The following is a 22,992-nucleotide window of genomic DNA, read 5'->3' as shown; positions in this document are numbered from 1 at the left end:
CATTGCAGAATTAATTATATTAATAATTATATTAAATTTGCACCTGATCGTATAAAAAATTATGCCTGGTTCTAGAAATGATTGGTTTCCCACATCCGTTTGGCATTTTCCAGTAGAAAATTACCAACAACTAAATCCCCTACTATTGCAAACTATCTATGAAGAAGAGAGTCGGGATAGCAAGGGTGAGCGGTGGTCTAATATACTGGGATGGCACAGTGTGGATAATTTACATGAGAGAGAGAGCTTTTACAACTTGACACCAATAATCAATAAAAATATTTTGGAAGTTGCCACCTTTTTACAATGGGATTTACATAAATTCAGCCTCAAAATCACAACTTGTTGGTCAATTATTAATCGTAAATTTGCGAGCAACTCTGTACATAATCACCCAAATTCTATCTTGAGCGGAGTCTACTATCTCAAAACTCCTGAAAATTGTGGAGGCATATTTTTTTGTGATCCTCGACCAGCATCACAAATGATATTACCACCATCCGTAGAGTTTAACATCTGGACTTTACCCAGAATAACTTACAAAGCTTGTGAAGGGACAATGTTAATATTTCCCAGTTGGCTTTTGCATGGCGTTGAAACGAATATGAGCAATGAAGATCGGGTCTGTATTAGTTTTAATATTGGCATAGTACCAATAATATAAATTGAGTGTGATGCTTGTGTAAGTTTTATGCGTTGGGATTTTGGAGTATTGCCAACTCTAAAATCCTTATTTTTGGAAGATTTAAACAACTAAATAAAAGCCTGGAAATAAATTTTCAACAGTTTTTGATTTTCGCTAATGAGTAAATATTATTCATAATCTCTTCATAACCAAAAATTAAACTTCGGGCTAAATCTTTAATCAAGAGACAGTTAAATCATAGTTATTCCTTAAACTTTTCGTGAGATTGGTAACTAAGCTTAATACTCTATAGTCAATCAGTTAGGTTTTTCGGCTCTTGCCAAACTATTGAACTTACTTGATTAGTAAGCACTACAAAAACAATCGAGGATTTTGATGACTAATACACCATTCGATACAAACCAACCTGCTCAAGTGAAGGGTTTAAACGGTTATACAGTTGACCCTATTTTTACTGTTGGTGACAAGATTGGAGACTATGTTCCTCCCGGAATTCTCGACGGTATTGGTGCTTTCTCGCTCAACGATACAACTGTTCGGTTACTTGTCAACCACGAGTTAGGTAGTGCCGTTGGTTATCAGTACACCCTGAAAAATGGTACACAACTTCCTGGAGCAAGAGTTAGCTTCTTTGATGTTGACAAGCGCACATTGCAAATTGTTGATTCTGGCCTAGCCTATGACACCATCATTAATCGTCAAGGTGAAGTTGTTGATGCAGCATCAGATTTAGATTTTGCTGGTCTGGCTAGATTTTGTTCTGCGGCTTTATTTGAAGCTCATGAATTTGGTGCGGGTAAAGGTTTTGCTGATCGTATTTTCTTTACTGGTGAAGAAAATGATGGTGGTTCAGAATTCGCCTTAGATACTGCAACTAACACTTTATACGCTTTACCTTGGTTGGGTCGCGCAGCTTGGGAAAATGTGACAACACTTGACACAGGCACAACTGACAAAGTTGCAATATTAATTGGAGATGATCGAGATCCTGCACCTTTAATTCTTTACGTTGGTACAAAGAATTCTGGCGGTAATTTCCTAGAGCGTAATGGTTTAGTTGGTGGTGAATTATTTGTTTGGGTTGCTGATGATCCAGCCGATGCTAGTGACACTATAGAAGCTGATCCTAGAGACTTCAGCGGTACAAACAACTTCACTGGTGGTAAATTTGTAGAGATCGACTACTATCGCCCTGACCTTGCTAGTGCTACTCCCATTGCTCAAACTGAGCTTGGTTACGATTCTCAAGGCTTTGCTACCCAAGCACAACAAGATAAATTAGCCGCAGATGTCCAAGCATTTTTGTTCTCTCGTCCTGAAGATGTTGCTACCAATCCTCAAGATGGTACACAAGCGGTACTAGCTTCAACCGGTCGTGAATCTATTTTTGATGGTGCTGATACTTGGGGAACAACCTACAAAGTTGACGTTGACTTTAGTAACCTCAATACAGGAGACATCACTGCTAGATTAGACATTCTCTACGATGCTAATGAAGCTGATAAGAAAGATTTCGGTCTACGTAGCCCTGACAACCTCGACTGGGCTGACGATGGCAAAATCTACATTCAAGAAGATCGCGCTATTTCTTCGACCTTATTTGGTGCAACTTCTGGCGAAGAAACTTCAATCTGGAAACTTGATCCTTCAGTAGCTGATCCTTCTTCAACTCTAACCCGGATTGGACAAGTTGATCGTTCAGGTATTCCTTCTGGTCAAGTTGATTCTAACCCTGCTGACCTTGGTAACTGGGAAACTTCTGGTATTCTTGATGTTTCCAATTTGTTTGGGAATCAGCCTGGTGAATTATTCATTTTCGATGTGCAAGCTGGCACACTGAACAATGGCACTATCATCACCGCCACCAATATTGATGGTAATGGGGATGGAACTCCAACTGCTAACGAAAACCTTGTCCGTGGTGGACAGTTAGCGTTCTTAGTTGCTCCTAATGCTTCCTTAGTTCAAGATTCTCAATTGGTATCTACTTCTTCTAATGCAGATCAGTTAATTGCGGGTATTGACTTTGATGGAGTCAATGACATCGTGTTTACTGGTGCAGGAAACGATGAAGTAGATGTTCCCTTTGGTGGAATTTTAGCTGGTAACAACCGTGTATTTACTGGCAGCGGTGCTGATATTATCTATGTGGGTAATGATGACCGTGCTTTTGGTGGTAGTAGTGATGATGAAATAGATGCTACCGATGCTACAGGATACCGCATTTCTGGTGGTGCTGGAAATGATATCTTCTACCTGGGTGCAGATGGTCGCGCTTTAGGTGGAGATGGTGATGATAAATTCTTTGTTCAAGAAGGTGGTGGTAACTTAATTTCCGGTGGTGCAGGTGCTGACCAATTCTGGATCGTTAATGGTGATTTACCAACTGCTGCTAACACCATTGCTGATTTTGAGATGGGTACTGATGTGTTAGGTATTTCTGGTCAAGGTGCAGGTTTTGACTTTAGTGACCTGACTCTCAGTGGTAATAGCATTGCGATCGGTGCAACAACTATTGCTATGTTGAATGGTGTTAATACTACTAGTTTGACTGCTGCTAATTTCGCTTTTGTTTAGAAAAAGACAGCATTCATTTTTAATTTTTGACTTTTAAAAAGTCTCATATCCCTTACTTTTATCAAAAGTAGGGGATCTTATTTTTTGAACTAACCGCAGAGACGCAGAGAACACAGAGAGAAGAGAAATTTATGGATTACGACTTATTTTAACCTTTTGTTTTACCTAAGTTATTTCTATCTTAATCTTCTCATGAAAATATCGCTTATTGGCGTTTATTAAATTCTCTCATTCATTTACATAAGCTCTTCTTGATCACATTAGATTTGCTTGTTTGGTGAGTGAATACAGAGAAATTTAATATCGTACCACAAGTAAAAATCAAGAACAGAGATCATTAAATATATGGTTCAGAATGTTGAATTGATTGGTTTTGCTTCTCTCCCTGCTGATACCTTTGCTGAAGGTCCAGAATCAGGAAATGGGATTTCTGGAAATGGCAGAACAGGTCCTTTTCCCGGACATCCCGTACAAGGTTTTAGTGGTGTACAGTTTACAGGCAACAATAGTTTCTATTTTCTGTCAGATAATGGTTACGGTGCAAAGAACAATAGTGCAGATTATCTACTGCGTATTTATGAAGTAGATCCTAGCTTTGTCGGCACAGAAAATGGAGATAGTTCTGTTGATGTTTTAGGTTACATTCAACTAGCTGATCCTGATAATAAGATTCCTTTCACAATTGTGAATGAAGGAACTAGTTCCAGATTATTAACTGGTGCAGATTTTGATATTGAATCATTTGTGATTGCTAAAGATGGTTCAATCTGGATCGGTGAAGAATTTGGACCTTATCTATTACATTTTGATGCAACTGGCAAATTGTTAGATGCACCTATTCCTACACCTAACACAGTTACACTAAATACCTTAAATGGAGAAGCACCAATTGTTATTGGTCATCGGGGTGCTAGTGGTGAATTACCAGAACATACTCTGGGATCTTATCAGTTAGCAATTGAACGAGGTGCAGACTTCATTGAACCAGATTTGGTTTCTACTAGCGATGGTGTGCTAATTGCCCGTCACGAACCAATGCTGGATGATACTACCAATGTAGCAGAAGTTTTTGGTGCAGATCGCAAGTCTACCAAGATGCTTGATGGTGTCGAAGTTACGGCATATTTTGCTTCTGATTTTACTTTGGCAGAAATCAAAACCCTCAAGGCAAGAATGCCCCAAGGTTTCCGTCCTCAAGTCTTTAATGATTTGTATGAAATTCCTACTTTTGCGGAAATCATCGAATTAGTTAAACAGGTAGAATTAGATACGGGTCGCAAAATCGGTATCTATCCAGAAACCAAACATCCAACTTTTCACGATGATTTAGGATTGTCTCTAGAAGAACCGCTGTTAGCAACTTTAGCAGCAGCAGATTTCACTGATCCTAGTCGTATATTCATCCAATCTTTTGAAGTTGCTAACCTCAAGGAACTAAATGGGAAAACTGATATTCCTTTAGTTCAGTTGTTGGATGCTTATGATGTGGCACTTGATGGTTCTCTGATTTATGAATCTGTCAATGCTCGACCCTACGATTTTACCGTTAATGGTGACACACGCACCTATGGCGACCTACAAACATCAGCAGGTTTAGCAGAAATTGCTACCTATGCGGATGGTATTGGACCCTGGAAACGGATGATTGTTTCTGTTGCAGGTGTGGATGCTAATAATGATGGTGCAGCAGATGATGTCAATGGTGATGGTGTAGTTAACGATGCTGATAAAACACTAACTGCGCCGACTACTTTAGTCCAAGATGCCCATGCTGAGGGTTTGTTGGTACATCCCTACACCTTCCGCAACGAAGGACGTTATTTAGCTTCAGATTATAATGGCAACCCAGCAGAAGAATTTAAACAATTCATTAATTTGGGTGTTGATGGCTATTTTACCGATTTTCCCGGTACTGGTGACTTAGTACGCGATCGCATTACCGCAGAATTTGTTAGATCCCCTCAAAACCCCGATGTTTTGGCTAAAACCGAATTTAATACCTTAGATGGTAATGCACCTTTAGTCATTGGTCACAGAGGTGCAAGTGGTTCACGTCCAGAACATACTCTAGCAGCTTATAAATTAGCGATCGCCGATGGTGCTGATTTTATTGAACCTGATTTGGTCGCTACCAAAGACGGCATTTTAATTGCACGTCACGAAAACGCCTTAGCAATTCTCAATGCTGATGGTTCAGTTAACCGTACAGACACCAGCACAGATATCAATACCCGTCCAGAATTTGCCGACCGTTTCACCACCAAAGTCATTGATGGTCGTACTATCAGAGGTTGGTTTACCGAAGACTTAACCCTAGCAGAAATCAAGACTCTCAAGTCAATTGAACGTCTACCAGACCTGCGGGGAACAGAATATGATAATGACAACTTAGCAGTCCCCACCCTCACAGAAATCATTGATTTAGTCAAGCAGGTAGAAGCAGAAACAGGTCGCAAAATTGGTATCTATCCCGAAACCAAACACCCTTCCTACTTTGCAACCGAAGGTACACTCCTAGATGGAACTACCAAAATCAACACCAGTCTGGGACAATTGCTAGTTGATACCTTAGTTGCTAATAACTTCACAGATCCCAGCCGGGTATTTATCCAATCCTTTGAAGTAGGGAATCTCCAAGAACTGAATGATGTGATCATGCCAGCAGCAGGTATTGATATACCACTCATTCAATTATTTGGTGGTGCTTCACAAAGACCATTCGATTTTGTACTGAGTGGTGATACTCGCACCTATGGCGATTTAGCTACCCCAGCAGGACTAGCTGATATTAACGACTATGCCTCTGGTATTGGACCCAGCAAGCGTTTAATTATTCCTGCCAGCACAGTAGATAATAATGGTGATGGTCAAGCAGATGACCTGAATGGTGATGGCATAATCAACGAATCTGATCGGGTTCTTGGTACTCCTACAACCTTAGTCCAAGATGCCCATAATGCAGGTTTGTTGGTACATCCCTATACCTTCCGTAATGAAGGAGTGTTTCTAGCATCAGACTACAACGGTAACCCCATAGCTGAATATGAACAGTTCATTGAATTAGGAGTTGATGGTTACTTTACCGATTTCCCTGGTACAGGAGACTTGGTACGAGATCAATTTGTCGGTGAAACTGTTGTTTCCAACCTTGGTGGTTCTAGAGGATTTGAAGGATTAGCAATTAGTCCCGACCAAAAAACCTTGTATCCATTACTAGAAGGGACAGTTTACGGTGATCCCGCAGGTTCACTGCGAATCTATAAATTTGATGTAGCTTCTGGGCAATACCAAGGATTGCAAGGCTACTATCAAATGGAAAGCCCTAATCATGCGATCGGTGATTTCGCAGTCATCAATAATAATGAATACTTGGTCATAGAAAGAGATGGTGGTCAAGGTGAATCTGCTCAATTCAAGAAAATCTACAAAGTTGACTTATCGAAAACAGATGCTAACGGCTTTGTAGAGAAAGTCGAAGTAGTTGATCTGTTGAATGTTCAAGATCCCAACGACCTCAACGGAGATGGCAAAACTACCTTTGATTTCCCCTTTGTCACCATTGAAAATGTTTTAGTTATTGACGCAAATACCATTTTGGTAGCTAATGACAATAACTATCCTTTCTCCGTGGGTCGTGGTCCAGATATCGACAACAACGAAATCATCATCCTCAAATTAGATCAAACCCTCAACCTAGCACCGGGTGTAGGTCAACCTGCAAAAGACCTGGTTACAGGTTCACCGAACGCAGATATATTAATAGCTGGAACTGACTTTGATGGTATCAGTGATATTGTCTTCACCGGTGCTGGAAACGATGAAGTAGATGTTCCCTTTGGTGGTAGCCGCGCAGGTGATAACCGCATCTTTACTGGCAGTGGTGCTGATATTATCTATGTGGGAGATGGCGATCGCTCCTTTGGTGGTAGTAGTGATGATGAACTAGACGCTACCGATGCTACAGGATACCGCATTTCTGGTGGTGCTGGAAATGATATCTTCTACCTGGGTGCAGATGGTCGCGCTTTAGGTGGAGATGGTAATGATCAGTTCTTCGTTCAAGAAGGTGGTGGTAACTTAATTTCCGGTGGTGCAGGTGCTGACCAATTCTGGATCGTTAATGGTGATTTACCTGCTACTGCTAACACCATTGTTGACTTTGAGATGGGTACTGATGTCTTAGGTATTTCTGGTCAAGGTGCAGGTTTTGATTTTGCTGACTTAACTTTAAGTGGTAATAGCATTGCGATCGGTGCAACAACTGTTGCTGTGTTGAATGGTGTGAATACTGCTAGTTTGACTGCTGCTGATTTTGCTTTTATGTAAAAAACATAGCAGTCATTAGTTAAATCAGCTTCCCGATTTCTTTAAGAAGTCGGGAAGCTATCTATTACTTCATAAAAAAATGGTAGAATTAGCATGGGTTGTTAATTATATTTTATTAGATAAAAATGGTTCAAAAAATCGCCTTATTTAATCACAAAGGTGGCGTTAGCAAAACTACCACTACATTTAACTTAGGTTGGATGCTTGCGTCAAAAGGTAAGAGAGTCATTCTTGTAGATGCAGACCCTCAATGTAACCTGACAGGTATGGCTCTAAAAGAAGAAACAGAAGAAGATGAAGCAAGAATAGAAACTATATACAATACACATTCTAATATTAAAACTGGTTTAGCTCCTGCTTTTGAATCTCAACCGAGAGCTATTGAAGCTGTAGATTGTATTCAAATACAAAGTCAAGCAGGTTTATTCTTATTACCTGGTCATGTAGGTTTTGGTGAATATGAAGTAACATTAGGAATTGCACAAGAACTCAGTGGTTCAATTCAAACACTAAAAAATTTACCAGGTGCAATTTATGATTTATTGGAAAAAACTGCTAATAAATTTAATGCTGATTATGTTTTAATTGATATGAGTCCCAGCTTAGGATCTATTAATCAAAATCTATTGATGATTAGTGATTTTTTCTTAGTACCAACAACTGCTGATTTCTTCTCAGTAATGGCAATAGATTCTCTGGCGAGAATTTTACCAAAATGGTGTAATTGGGCAAGAAAAGCAAGTACAAACCCCATATTGAAGGAAGCAAACTATCCATTTCCAGAATTTGGTTTGAAGTTTTTAGGAACTATAGTTCAAAACTATAGAATTATCAGAGGTAAAGAAACAGCAGCATTTCAAACTTGGATAGAAAAAATAGAAAATGCAGTTAAGAATAAGCTCAAACCAATTCTAGATCAAAATAATTTGTTACTGCCTAGTCAAGTTTATACTGAACAGGGTATAAATTGTAGTTTTACCATAACCAAAATTCCTAGCTCCAACAGTTTAATTGCTCCATCACAAAAACACGCTACACCAGTTTATGCACTTACGCCGGAACAATTAAATCAGCAAGGTATAGTAACAGAAATTAATGAAAAAAAGCAAGAAGAATTTAAAACAATTTTTTCCGATTTAGCAGATAAAATTATTTCACTATCATCGAGTTATGCAGTCGTTTAGTAAATTAAGTTTTCAGACTCCAGATAATATTAATGAGAGGAAATACTAACTACACAAGAAGCTCAAAAAAAGATCAAACAAGACCTACAGGAAATTGTAAAACGTAGAAATAAAATTGCCCATGAAGCAGATATAGATCCCACATTAGGTTTAGGAAATCGCTGGCCTATAGATGAATTATTGGTTGGTGATGCAGTAGATTTTATTGAACAAGTAGTTGAGAGTATTCATAATATTTTATAAACCTAAACAAACAATTAAACTACAAAAGCTTAAACATTTAACAACAAACCCTTAACTTTGTAATGGTACTTTTAAGCCATTATTTCAGACTAAATCTGCATTTACTAAGGGATAGAAATAATGGCAACTAATTACACAGTTCGCTTTTCTCAGTTTAATGCTTCCCTCAATCGTAACACTGAGGGTCAATTGGTAACAGATTTATCCACTCCTGATAACCCTCAAGCCCAAGCTGTAGCAGAAATCATCCAACGCGCTAACCCAGATGTACTGCTGATTAATGAGTTTGATTATGTAGCATCTAATCCTTTACAACCTGTAGAGTTATTACAGCAAAATTATTTAGGAATTAGTCAAAATGGTGTAACTCCTGTTAACTATCCCTACGTTTATATTGCGCCTTCTAACACAGGTATTGTCTCTGGATTTGATTTAGACAATAACGGTACAGTCGGTGGCGGTAATGATGCCTTTGGTTTCGGTAATTTCCCCGGACAATTTGGGATGTTGCTGTTATCAAAATATCCCATTGATACTGCCAATGTTCGCACCTTCCAAAACTTCTTATGGAAGGATATGCCAAACTCTTTATTACCTACTATTTCTACTCTTGGTTCTGATACTCCTTGGTACTCCCCAGAAGAACAAGAAGTATTGCGTTTATCATCTAAGAGTCATTGGGATGTACCTATCTTAATTAATGGTGAGACAGTTCACGTTTTAGTAAGTCATCCTACACCACCTGTATTTGATGGTAATGAAGATCGTAATGGTAAACGTAATCATGACGAGATTCGTTTTTGGGCTGATTACATTACTCCCGGTGAAGGTGAATATATCTATGATGATGGTGGGAAAATAGGCGGTTTAGCTGCTGGTTCTAGCTTTGTAATTATGGGTGATCAAAACGCTGATCCCTTTGATGGTGATAGTTTTGATAATGCCATTTTACAACTTTTACAAAATCCCGGCATTAATACTAATTATATCCCTACCAGTGCCGGCGCTCCTCAACAAGCGGATTTACAAGGTGGTGCAAATTCTAACCACAATGGTAATCCTTATTTTGACACCGCAGACTTCGCTGATGGAACTCCTGGAAATCTGCGAGCAGATTATGTGTTACCATCATCAGATTTACAAATTACTAACTCAGCAGTATTTTGGCCTGTAAATACTGATCCAACTTTTGCACCTGTTGGTACTTTTCCTTTCCCCAGTTCTGACCATCGTTTAGTATTTGCAGATGTAGAAATTGGTGCGACTGAAGCTGGTAATACAGTTCCTGATGTCGAATTTTTAGGTCAGACAACCTTTGTTACAGGTTTTATTCCCAGTGGTACAGCAGGGATAGTCAATGGAGTAGCGACTGCATTGGGTGGTTTGTCTGGTGTTACTTACAATGAGACTAACAATCAATTTTACGCTATTTCTGACGATCGCTCTCAAAATGCACCTGCTCGTTTTTACACTTTCACCACTAACCCCGCAACCATTGATAGCACTGGAGTCACATTCACTCAAGTTACTCCGTTAAAAGATACAAATGGCAACTTTTTTGCAGCTTTGAGTCTTGACCCAGAGGGTATTGCTTTAACTACTAACAATACTGTATTTATCTCTTCCGAAGGTGAAGTTAATCTCAATGCAGGTAGAGTTACAGATCCTTTCATCAAAGAGTTTAACTTAACTACAGGTGAGGAAATTAGATCATTACCTGTACCTGTAAAATTTCTCCCCGTGGTAGAAGATACAAACGGTAGCGGTACTATCAATACTGGTGATACTCAACTTTCTGGAGTGCGTGGTAATTTAGCTTTTGAAAGTTTGACTATTACTCCAGATCAAAAAACCTTATTTACAGCAACAGAAAACGCACTTTTCCAAGATGGTGCAATTGCTACTTTAGATAATGGTAGTTTATCTCGGATTATTCAATATAATTTGGTAACAGGTCAACCAGAAAAAGAATACCTTTACATCACAGATCCTATTGCCGAACCACCTGATCCTAACAGTACCGGATCTATCTTCAATGATAACGGATTGGTGGATTTATTAGCAATTGATAATCGGGGAACTTTCTTAGCTTTAGAACGTTCTTTTGCCACAGGTAGAGGGAACACAATTAAAATCTATGAAGTTACCCTCCAAGGTGCAACTGACCTTAGCACCATTGACTCTTTGAATAGTTTAAGTGCAGAACAACTAGCGGCTATTCAACCAACTCAAAAACGATTACTGTTGAATTTGAATGATCTAAATTTACCCAATAGTGATGGTAATCATCCTACAGGTGTAGATAACATTGAAGGAATTGCTTTTGGTTCCAAATTAGCAGATGGTAGTCAATCTATTGTCCTAGTTAGTGATAATAATTTTGGTGCTACTCAATTCACCCAAATTTTAACATTGAGTGCAGATTTAGTACAAACTGCCACACCCACAGTTGAAAGTCGTCCTGATTTATTTGATGATGAAGATCCAGCACAAGCAATAGTAGATCAAAATGCCGATGCTGATGACCCAGCAATTTATGTCAATGCTGAAGATTCTGCAAATAGCTTAGTATTAACTTCAGTCAAAAATGCCGGAGTCAGAGTTTATGACTTGTCTGGGAATTTATTGCAAACAATTAACCCAGGAAATATCCGTTACAACAACATTGACCTGCAATATGGTTTTCAATTAGGTAATGAAAAAATTGATATTGCTGTTGCCAGCGATCGCGGCAATGATAAACTAGTAATCTTCAAAATTAACCCCAACTCTACCAACGGCAATTATTTAGAAGATATCACCGATAGCAACATCGGCACAATTTTCCAAGCTGCACCTTTTGAACCTCCTTACGAACCATCTTCTCGCAGTTCCTATGGACTCACAATATATCGCAGTCCTTTCACCAATGACTATTATGTGTTCACAGGACGCAGAGAAACAGGAGACATTGCCCAATTAAAATTAATCGACATGGGTAATGGTAAAATCGGTGCAGAAAGAGTACGGAACTTTACAATTACTCCTCCTGCTGAATTTGGAGATGTTGACCCCCAAACCGAGGGAATGGTTGCAGACCAAGAAACAGGTTTCCTCTATATCGGTCAAGAAAATGTGGGAATTTGGAAATTTGAAGCCGAACCAAATGGCAGCAACACAGGTAAACTAATTGATGTAGTCAAAGATTTTGGTGGTAAGAATTTAACAGCTGACGTAGAAGGTTTAACCATTTATTACGGTGCAAACGGAACAGGTTATTTACTTGCATCTAGTCAAGGAGATAACACCTTTGCAGCATACACCCGTGAAGGAAATAACGAATTTTTAGGAAGTTTTGGTGTTGGTAACAACGGTGCAATTGATAGTGTTCAAGAATCAGATGGTGCAGATGTAATTAACGTTCCTCTTGGTGCTAATTTCCCCAATGGTTTATTTGTCACCCAAGATGGTAATAATGACCCTGCTAAATTAGTAGAAGATGACGGTGAACTGGAAAACGTTAATAGTAACTTTAAATTTGTCCCTTGGGAAAATATCGTTAACACCCTTCCCGATATCCTGACAATTGACACCACCAGTTACGATCCTCGTAATCCAACCTCCCAGATCAAACAATTGATCAATGGTAGTCCCAGTGCAGATATATTAATAGCTGGAACAGACTTTGATGGTGTCAATGATATCATTTTTACTGGTGCTGGAAATGATGAAGTCGATGTTCCCTTTGGAGGTGTTTTAGCTGGTAATAATCGCATCTTTACAGGCAGTGGTGCTGATATTATCTATGTAGGTAATCATGACCGTGCTTTTGGTGGTAGTAGTGATGATGAAATAGACGCTACCGATGCTACAGGATATCGTCTCTCCGGTGGTGCTGGAAATGATATCTTCTACCTGGGTGCAGATGGTCGCGCTTTAGGTGGTGAAGGTGACGATAAATTCTTTGTTCAAGAAGGTGGTGGTAACTTAATTTCCGGTGGTGCAGGTGCGGATCAGTTCTGGATCGTTAACGGTGATCTACCAACTACTGCTAACACCATTGTTGACTTTGAAATGGGTACTGATGTCTTAGGTATTTCTGGTCAAGGTGCGGGTTTTGACTTCAGCGACCTAACTCTTAGCGGTAATAGCATTGCGATCAATGCAACAACCGTTGCTTTGTTGAATGGTGTTAACACTGCTAGTTTGACTGCTGCTAATTTCGCTTTTGTTTAGTCTATTAGTTTAGGCAATTGGGAGAGGAAGATTTTCCTTACTCTCCCATTTTTTTGTCTTTCTGGTAATACGGTTCATGATGTGTTTATTAATGAAGGTACTAAATTTATTTGCATAGTATAATTTTTGGGATCTTGTTTATTCTGAATTATGCAGATTAAACTAATTCGTAATAATAACCATTATCAGAATTTTGTTTTTGAAGAAAGAATTTTTTATCTAATTGCTGATAAATTCGCGCTACTAATAGCTAAGTTAAGAAATAAAAAATAGAACATAACCCAGACAGTAAAGCAGTTTCTAGCATTCAAACTCTGTCTGCTGTATATCTAAATTTATTACATTCTTAACCTAATTTATTAAACAAACTAACTATCATTCTTAACCTTTTGTTTATTTATCTGTGAAATCTTGGACGAAGACAAAATAATAAAATCAATATCTTAATTTATTGATATTTTGTAATGACAATTTTGATAATTATTATCATTATAAAAAGCAAGTTAAGTAAATAAATATTGAATAGTATTTTTGTCGCATTTAACCACAGGAAAACTAACCATCATGGCTAAGAATACTATTATCATGATCGGCGACGGTATGGGCTGGGAAATGGCTCGTGCTGCTGCTATCTACAAAGAAATCCAAGCAGGAAATACAGGTACTACACTCGCTGATTTTTATACAGAAGGAAAAGGAACAGGTTTAAGTTTCCAAAACCTATCAGGATATGGGTTAGTCACAACCTACGGAACAACAATTGCGGGTACTAATGGCACGTTTAACGTATCAAATACAGCCCTGAACGATTCTAACCAAACCATCAATACACCAACAGGAACTGCTCCTGTACGTGAAGGTTTTGCATTTGATCCCACCTTCAATCCTGGAACTACACCTAATGGTGGCGCGAAAGTTAGCGAAGGTGCAGTTGGAAACCTTGTTGGTTATGATCCCGTTCGAGGCGGTTCTTTACCTTGGGATGCTGCCTACTATGGTGGTACTCCTGAAGCTGGTTTTGACAAAGAGTACATCAAGTACAGCTATCCCGATTCGGCAAACACTGCTACCACACTTTACACCGGAGTCAAGAGTTATAACGGTGCTATTGGTGTAGATATTTTCGAGAAACCTGTAGAAAGTATTCTTTCTCAAGCCACCCAAGAAGGCAAATCAACTGGTTTAGTATCTTCAGTACCCATTGATCACGCAACCCCTGGTGCTGCTGCTGCTAACGTCAACAATCGGAACAAGTTTGACGAATTTGGTGTTATTGATACAATTCTTCAGCAAGAGCTAGGTATTTATAAACCCACAGTTCTCTTGGGTGGTGGTCATCCCCTATCTAATGTTAATGATCCCTTACCCCCAGAGGTAGAACCTCCCAGCGATCATTTGTATATGTCTGAGGAGACTTACGCAGAACTCAAAAATAACCCCACAGATAACATCTACGGTTACACATTTTTAGAGCGTGGTCCCAATGCAGCACAAGTTTTAGCCGATACAGCATCTCAACTCGATCCAGAAAAGGGCGATAGACTACTTGGTGTCTACGGTGCTAGAGGTCAAAATGGCAACTTACCCGTCAGTTCTACTGATGGAGACTATAGCACCACTGGTCTAGAGATGTTTAGTGTATTCTCCAGCCAAGGGCTAAACCCAGATACAGAACGTCCACTGTTACCCGGTGAAACAAACGAGTCATTTATTGCTCGTGAAATTAACGAAAACCCCACGCTTAACGACCTCACCAAAGCAGCATTGACCGTTCTGGAAAAAGACAAAGACGGTTTCTGGTTGATGGTTGAAGCGGGTGACGTTGACTGGTCAGCCCATGATGACAACATAGATAACATGATCGGTACTATGTTGGATTTTGATAAATCCGTGCAGTCAGTAATGGACTGGATCGCAGCTAATGGTGGTTGGGAAGAAAACTTACTAGTTGTTACTGCTGACCACGATCACTATTTAACCCTCAACTCCGACTTCCCCGAATTATTGCGGACTCAAGGTGCTGAAGCTCTTACAGATATAGATACCGTTGCCGAATCTGGTCATTTTTGGGGTTCTACACCTGAAACCACTAAATATGGTTGGGGTACTCACACTAACCGCCCAGTTCCCGTTTATTACCAAGGTGCTGGTTCTGAAGTCTTAGATGGTTTGGTTGGTCAAGGATTTGAAGCTTACGGTTATGATATTCCTGGTATTGAAGGTTTGGGAGATCAAACCCACATTTATCAGGCTATGTTTGCAGCGGTTACAGAACAAGCTCAGAAAGAACTGGTTTCTGGAACATCCGCCAGTGACACCTTGATTGCAACTATAGATATAGATGGCGTTCAAGACACTATCTTTACAGGTGCAGGTAACGACGAGATAGATTTTGCATTCAATAGTGATGCTCGCCGCAACCGTGTTAATGCTGGTAGTGGTGATGATATTATCTACGTTAGTCGCCGCGATCGCGTGTTTGGTAGCGAAGGTAATGATGAATTTGATGCTACCGATGCTCAAGGTGGTAATCGGATGTCTGGTGGTGCTGGCAATGATATTTTCTACCTGGGTGCAGATGACCGCGCTTTAGGTGGTGATGGTGATGATAGGTTCTTCGTTCAAGAAGCTGGTGGTAACTTGCTTTCTGGTGGTGCAGGTGCTGACCAATTCTGGATAGTTACTGGTGATTTACCAACTGCTGCTAATACTATTGTTGACTTTGAAATGGGTACTGATGTCTTAGGTATTTCCGGTCAAGGTGCAGGTTTTGATTTTGCTGACTTAACTTTGAGTGGTAATAGTATTATGATCGGTGCAACAACCGTGGCTATGTTGAATGGAGTTAATACCACTAGTTTGACTGCTGCTAATTTTGCTTTTGTTTAGTCAATTAGTTTAGGCAAATTGGGAGAGTATGGTTTTCTTAACTCTCCCATTTTAAGGATTGGATTTTATAAAAATGTCTTATGCAAAGAATTAAATTCTACGATAGATATTTTAAAAATTTGGTATCAAATTTCATTAATAACTTATTCCTTAATCTTTTGTTATTTATTTCTTAACTTTACTAGGGTAACGTTTTGTTGGTAGTCAGGATAAAAACTCTGGTATCAAAATTAGCAGAGGACTAAAGTTCTCACTACAAACTAATCATCAAACTCTAATTACAAATATAAAAATGACAAATTCAATTCAACTCAATCACATCGGCACTGTTAGCTTAAACGGCGCGGAAATTTCTGATTTTGACCCCAAATCTCAACGCCTGTTTGTAACTGGAGAATTTGAAGGTAAACCTGTTCTGCAAGTAGTTGATGCTGCTGATCCCACTCAACCTATACAGATTAATGAAATTGATCTTTCTAGCTTAGGTGCAGGAATTCAAAGTGTAGCGGTTAGAAAAGGAACAGGTTCTGAAAATAGTATTGTTGCTGTTGCTATTTCTGCCAATACAAGTACCGATCCTGGTAAAGTTGTTTTTTACGATGCAGTTACTCTCGCTAAAATTTCCGAAGTGACAGTTGGTGCTTTACCTGACATGATCACTTTCACTCCTGATGGCAGCAAATTACTTGTTGCTAATGAAGGAGAACCAAACGAAGATTATACTGTTGATCCAGAAGGTTCAGTGAGTATTATTGATGTTTCTGGAGATATTGCAACTTTAAATGATAGCAATGTCACGACTGCTGATTTTACAGCATTTAATGGACAGGAAGCAACATTAAAAGCAGCAGGAGTGAGAATTTTTGGGCTGAATGCTACAGTAGCTCAAGATTTAGAACCAGAGTATATTGCAGTTTCTCCTGATAATCAAACTGCTGTGATAACTTTACAAGATAATAATGCTATTGCCGTTCTTGATATCGCTAATGGCACTATTAGCAGTGTTTTACCTTTAGGTTTCAAAGACCATAGTTTACCTGGAAATGGTTTAGATGCCAGTGATAGAGACGGTGGTATTAATATCGAAAACAGGCCTGTTTTTGGAATGTACCAACCCGATGCTATTAGCTCTTTTCAAGTTGGTGGCGTAACCTATTACATCACCGCTAATGAAGGAGATGCTCGTATCCGTCCCACAGGTGATAATGTTTTACCTGCACCTAATGATGAAGAAGGTGATATTTTCAATGAAGAAACAAGGATTAAAGATATCATCTTAGATCCAACAGCTTTTCCTAATGCGGCTGAATTACAAGCTGATGCTAATTTAGGTCGTTTGCTCATTACCAATACCCTGGGAGATACAGACGGAGACGGAGATTTTGATAAACTTTATGCTTACGGCGCTCGTTCTTTCTCAATTTGGGATGGCCAAGGTAATTTAGTATTTGATAGTGGCGACCAACTTGAAAGAATTACAGCCGCAAAAGCTCCCTCTCTTTTCAATGCTAATAATGGTTCTCCTGACGATGTTGATACTCGTTCCGATAATAAAGGACCTGAACCAGAAAGTGTAGCTGTTGGTGTTATTGATGGTATACCCTACGGTTTTATTGGTTTAGAACGCGCTGGTGGTGGGGTGATGGTTTATAACCTCAGTGACCCGACTGCACCTGAGTTTATTCAGTATATTAGAAATGAAGGTGATATCAGTCCTGAAGGGTTAAAATTCATTGCTGGTGAAGATAGTCCTAATGGTAAACCTTTACTAGCAGTTTCTCATGAAGTTAGTAACACTGCTAGTTTTTATGAAATCAATCCAGCACCGCAGTTAACTACTTATGAATTTCAAGACCTACCCTTATTAGGAACAACTTCTGCTGGGGATGATATCTTTTTAGGTGGTTTTTCCGGTTTGTATTTCCAGGGATTAGCAACAAATGGTAATCTGCAATTTGTTACCCATACTGATAGAGGTCCTAATGGAGAACCCACAGGTCAAAATAGACCATTTTTATTACCTGATTTCCAACCAGAAATAGTCAGTTTTGAACTGAATCAAACTACTGATGAAATCACCATCACGAACAGAACTGGGTTATTTCGTGAAGATGGTACAACCCCATTAACAGGACTTCCTAATTTGCAAGCTGGAGCAGGTGGAACAGCTTACACTGATGAAATTGGTGTGGATTTAAATGGTCAAGTTTTACCTAATGATACCTTGGGTGCTGATTTAGAAGGTATCGTTATTGCACCAAATGGCGACTATTGGATGGTGGATGAATACCGTCCCGCAATTTATCATTTTGATGTGAATGGTAAATTACTTGATCGTTTCATTCCCCAAGGAACAGCAACTGCAACAGACCCAGATCAAACCGCAGGAACTTTTGGAACTGAAGTATTACCAGCAGTTTACGCACAACGTCGAAATAACCGGGGTTTTGAAGCTGTAGCACTAGAAGGTAATAAGCTTTATGCTTTTATTCAAAGTGCAATTGATAATCCTGATGTTACTAATGATGCAACTTCTAGAAATTCCCGTAATTTGCGAATTCTAGAATTTGATGTTGTTTCTAAAACTGTAACTGGTGAATATCTCTATCTTTTAGATGATATTACAGGCACAGGTAATTCTAGAACAGATAAAATCGGTGATGCTGTTTCTTTAGGAAATGGAAAATTTGCAGTTGTTGAAAGAGATGATAGAAGTGATAATACTTCCAATAAACTTATCTATCAAATTGATTTAGCAACCGCTACTAATATCCATAATCCTGCTAACTTTACTTTGCCAGCAGATAAGACAATTGAACAACTAACCCTGACTGAGTTAACTGCTGCTGGTATTACTTCTGTTAGCAAGAGTTTAATTGTGAATGCAGCAGAAATCGGTTATACAGGAGTTGAGAAATTAGAGGGTTTAGCGTTAGTTTCACCTAATACCTTAGCGTTGATTAATGATAATGATTTTGGTGTTGCTGGACCTACTCCTGTAAAACTGGGTATTATTGATTTACCAAATAGTCTGCCAGTAGCAAATGTGGGCTTTTTCTCTTTCAATTTTGAAAGTCCTTTACCAACCTCAATTGTTGCAGTTGGTTTCATCCCAAGCAACCCACCAACTAGAGTTGTCTTTGATCCCATTATTGAGTCCCTTGATGGTAATAATATCCTGCGATTAAAGAATGAACTATTAGCATCAGATGGTGGGTTTGCTACCAGCGTTTTCAATGTTACAAATGAGGTTTTTGAAGATGTTAAAGTCTCTGCACTGTTCAACCCAGCAGGTGATAGTAATGATCAGATAGGTGTAATGGCTAGGGTAAAACCATCTACTGGTAGTTCCTATGTTGCTGCAATTGATTTTAGTGCAAATAGACTGCTATTGAGTAAGGTGGTTGGACAGCAAGCAACTGTTCTAGCTAGTGCTGAGAATATTTTACCGTCATTGGACCAGGCTTATTTTGTTGAGTTAGAAGTTATTGGCAATAAACTCACCAGTCGTTATTTTGATGCTTCAGGGACAAATGAGCTTTATACCCTCATGGCCACAGATACAGATAATCCTCTAGTTAGTGGTTTTTCTGCTCTGGTAGCAGATATTAGCACAGCAGGCTTTCCTTTGGGGAATGATAATAACGATTCCACATTTGATAATTTCAGTTCTAGGTCAATTTCTGTACCTGAGTCGAGTAATGTATTGGTTACAGGTACACCCGGTGCAGATATCCTGATAGCTGGAGTTGACTTTGATGGCGTGAATAATATAGTATTCACAGGTGCTGGAAACGATGAGGTAGATGTTCCCTTTGGTGGTAGCCAAGCAGGTAACAATCGCATCTTTACAGGTAGTGGCACTGATATTATCTATGTGGGAGATGGCGATCGCTCTTTTGGTGGTAGCGGAGATGATGAACTAGACGCAACAGATGCTACTGGATACCGTCTCTCTGGTGGTACAGGAAATGACATCTTCTACCTGGGTGCAGATGGTCGCGCTTTAGGTGGTGATGGTGATGATCAATTCTACGTTCAAGAAGGTGGCGGTAATATTCTTGCTGGTGGTGCAGGTGCTGACCAATTCTGGATACTCACTGGCGATCTACCAAGTGCTGCTAACACCATCCTTGACTTTGAAATGGGTACTGATGTTTTAGGTATTGCCGGTCAAGGTGCTGGTTTTGACTTCACTGATTTAACTCTCAGTGGTAATAGCATTATGGTGGGTAGTACAACTATTGCCATGCTAAACGGAATTGATACCACTAGCTTGACGGCTGCTAATTTTGCTTTCATGTAAATAGCTTGATCTAATAGGGAAAGGATACAGGGAACAATGACCCTGTTTTCCTTTTCCCTTTGATGTTTTCCCATCTCATAAAAAAATTAAATCAACATGAAAAAGAATTAAAAAATCCTATTGTATGGATCATATTTATCGTTTTCAAGAACTGCATACAGATTGAATTGCCAAGATGGTAAATCAATTCTTAATTTCTTAATAAACTTTCAATAATAATTGATTAATCAATTAATGAGATGTATATTATCAATATTCAGGACAAAATTAAGTAGTCTTAACCTGATAAAAACTTATAAATCAATAAGTTGAGGCTATTTTTGTCAGGCTTGATTTCACTATTACTTGGAAACAAAAATATACATTATGGTTTAATATATCTTGTTAGGTATACAGAACCGTGAAAAAAATTTCCGAGTCTTGTATTATCTGTATTTATTGAAAAACCACTTAGCTAAAAACACAATCATGATTATTAACGGTACTCCTGATAACGATGAATTGTTTGCCCAACAAGGTGATGAAGTCTTTGGCTTGGAAGGAGACGATATCCTAGATGCAGTTGGTGGTAATGGAAATAACACCCTTGATGGTGGTGCTGGTAACGATGAACTTTTTGCCAACCATGACGATATCCTGATCGGTGGTGTTGGCAAAGATAACTTATTTGCTGTAGGTATTTCCGGTAATAACAGTCTTGATGGAGGAGAAGACGACGATCTCCTGGTTGTAGTTGAAGGAAATAATAATACACTAGCTGGTGGTGCTGGAGATGATGAGCTTTATGTCATAGAAGGTAGTCTTAACATCCTCAATGGCGGTATTGGCAATGATAAATTAGTAGTTCAAGGTGGTGATGGAAATAATACCCTTGAGGGTGGTGAAGGCGATGATATTCTGATTGGGTTATTGGCGAGCGATCGCTTATTTGGTGATGCTGGTAACGATTCGCTATTTGCTGGTAAACAAGGTACTCAAATGACCGGCGGTGATGGAATAGACCTATTTTATTTTGGTAACGGCTCTATCCCAGATGTACCAGCAGAAGTATTAGATTTTACGACCGGTGTAGATAAAGTTATCATTGCTGGCATCATACAAGTCCAAAGTTTTGAAGATATCATCCTAGAGCAAGTTGGGGCTGATACAATTGTCAAAGCTCTGATCGATGGTTCTGAAAAAGAGTTTGGCATTTTAAGAAATGTTAATAAAGACACTCTCACACCCAACGACTTCGGCTTTATAATTCCCGTTTTCTCGATTGCTAACGCTTCAGCAGTTGAAGGTAATGCTATTACTTTCACCATTACTCGCACTGGTGATATTTTAGTTGACCAAACAGTGACTGTATCTACATCTATTGGTGCAGGAAATACAGCTAGTGCTAATGACTTCACCGCAAATACTCAAACTCTCACCTTTTCTCAGGGTGAAACCCACAAAACCTTTACAGTTCAAACTACTCAAGATGCTTTGTTTGAAGGTAATGAGACTTTCACTCTTACCTTAAGTAATCCTACTAATGGATCAATTATCAGTTCTATTGCTGGTACAGCCCAAGGAACTATCACCAATGATGATCCAGCCCCTGTATTTAGTATCACTGCTGCTCAAGCACTAGAGGGAAGTGATCTTACTTTCACTATCACTCGCACAGGAGATGCTCAAGCTGCTCAAAGCGTAACTGTAGCCACATCTATTGCTGCTGGTGATACAGCTAGTGCTAGTGACTTCACTGCAAATACTCAAACCTTGACTTTTGCAACTGGTGAAACTGAGAAAACTTTTACAGTTGTCACAACTGAAGATGCTTTATTTGAAGGTGATGAGACTTTCACAGTCGCCTTGAGTAATGCTACAGCTGGTGCAGTTATTAGTGACACCAATGGTACAGCAGTGGGAACTATCACCAATGATGATCCAGCCCCTGTATTTACTATTGCATCTGCTCAAGCACTAGAAGGAAGTGATCTTACTTTTACCATCACCCGCACAGGAGATGCTCAAGCTGCTCAAAGTGTAAATGTAGCCACATCTATTGCTGCTGGTGATACAGCTAGTGATACTGACTTCACTGCAAATACTCAAACTCTGACTTTTGCAACTGGTGAAACTGAGAAAACTTTTACAGTTGTCACAACTCAGGATGCTGTAGTGGAAGATGATGAGACTTTCACTGTCACCTTGAGCAATGCTACAGATGGTGCAATTATCAGTAATACGAATGGTACAGCCAAAGGAACGATTACTGATGATGATACACCTGCTGAATTTAGCGTAGTTGCAGCTGAAGCTGAAGAAGGAAATGCGATCGTCTTTACTGTTACTCGTTCTAGAGATAACCTGACTCCTCAAAGCGTAACTGTATCTACATCTATTGGTGCAGGAAATACAGCTAGTGCTAGTGACTTCACTGCAAATACTCAAACTCTCACCTTTTCTCAGGGTGAAACTGAAAAAACTTTTACAGTTGTCACAACTCAAGATGCTTTGTTTGAAGGTGATGAGACTTTCACAGTCGCCTTGAGTAATGCTACAGCTGGTGCAGTTATTAGTGACACCAACAGTACAGTTCAAGGAACTATCACCAATGATGATCCAGCCCC

Annotated in this window: 9 protein-coding genes; all 9 read left to right on the top strand. The window is 39.3% G+C overall.

Annotated elements, in window-relative coordinates; all coding sequences use genetic code 11:
• Positions 1–61: 61 nt before the first annotated feature.
• Entirely contained in the window at positions 62–664 is a 603-nt protein-coding gene (locus VB694_RS10390; protein WP_323360241.1) for a TIGR02466 family protein, read from the top strand.
• Positions 665–1,021: 357 nt separating this feature from the next.
• Positions 1,022–3,223, top strand: coding sequence for an alkaline phosphatase PhoX (locus VB694_RS10385; protein WP_323360240.1), 2,202 nt, complete (start codon positions 1,022–1,024; stop codon positions 3,221–3,223).
• A 363-nt stretch (positions 3,224–3,586) separates the two neighbouring features.
• Positions 3,587–7,549 (top strand): glycerophosphodiester phosphodiesterase family protein, encoded by a 3,963-nt coding sequence (locus VB694_RS10380; protein WP_323360280.1) that lies wholly within the window; start codon positions 3,587–3,589, stop codon positions 7,547–7,549.
• Positions 7,550–7,674: 125 nt separating this feature from the next.
• Positions 7,675–8,733 (top strand): ParA family protein, encoded by a 1,059-nt coding sequence (locus VB694_RS10375; RefSeq protein ID WP_323360239.1) that lies wholly within the window; start codon positions 7,675–7,677, stop codon positions 8,731–8,733.
• Positions 8,734–8,775: 42 nt separating this feature from the next.
• Positions 8,776–8,976: a HEPN domain-containing protein gene (locus VB694_RS25305; protein ID WP_416233475.1), complete on the top strand. Its 201-nt coding sequence runs from the start codon at positions 8,776–8,778 to the stop codon at positions 8,974–8,976.
• 120 nt (positions 8,977–9,096) lie between these two features.
• Entirely contained in the window at positions 9,097–13,191 is a 4,095-nt protein-coding gene (locus VB694_RS10370; protein WP_323360238.1) for a phytase, read from the top strand.
• Between the two features lie 564 nt (positions 13,192–13,755).
• Complete coding sequence (locus VB694_RS10365; RefSeq protein ID WP_323360237.1) at positions 13,756–16,080, top strand: alkaline phosphatase; 2,325 nt, start codon at positions 13,756–13,758, stop codon at positions 16,078–16,080.
• A gap of 292 nt (positions 16,081–16,372) precedes the next feature.
• Entirely contained in the window at positions 16,373–20,386 is a 4,014-nt protein-coding gene (locus VB694_RS10360) for a choice-of-anchor I family protein (protein WP_323360236.1), read from the top strand.
• 468 nt (positions 20,387–20,854) lie between these two features.
• A partial coding sequence (locus VB694_RS10355; protein WP_323360235.1) for a Calx-beta domain-containing protein occupies positions 20,855–22,992 on the top strand: 2,138 nt, incomplete at its 3' end.

The organism is Anabaena sp. UHCC 0451, from assembly GCF_034931405.1.
GTDB lineage: Bacteria > Cyanobacteriota > Cyanobacteriia > Cyanobacteriales > Nostocaceae > RDYJ01.
The sequence above is the reverse complement of the archived record's forward strand: the minus strand, read 5'-3'. Positions and strand labels throughout refer to the sequence as shown.

Coding starts and splice junctions, on each gene's coding strand:
- VB694_RS10390 (WP_323360241.1), top strand. CDS start 62: ATGCCTGGTTCTAGAAATGATTGGTTTCCCACATCCGTTTGGCATTTT.
- VB694_RS10385 (WP_323360240.1), top strand. CDS start 1,022: ATGACTAATACACCATTCGATACAAACCAACCTGCTCAAGTGAAGGGT.
- VB694_RS10375 (WP_323360239.1), top strand. CDS start 7,675: ATGGTTCAAAAAATCGCCTTATTTAATCACAAAGGTGGCGTTAGCAAA.
- VB694_RS10370 (WP_323360238.1), top strand. CDS start 9,097: ATGGCAACTAATTACACAGTTCGCTTTTCTCAGTTTAATGCTTCCCTC.
- VB694_RS10365 (WP_323360237.1), top strand. CDS start 13,756: ATGGCTAAGAATACTATTATCATGATCGGCGACGGTATGGGCTGGGAA.
- VB694_RS10360 (WP_323360236.1), top strand. CDS start 16,373: ATGACAAATTCAATTCAACTCAATCACATCGGCACTGTTAGCTTAAAC.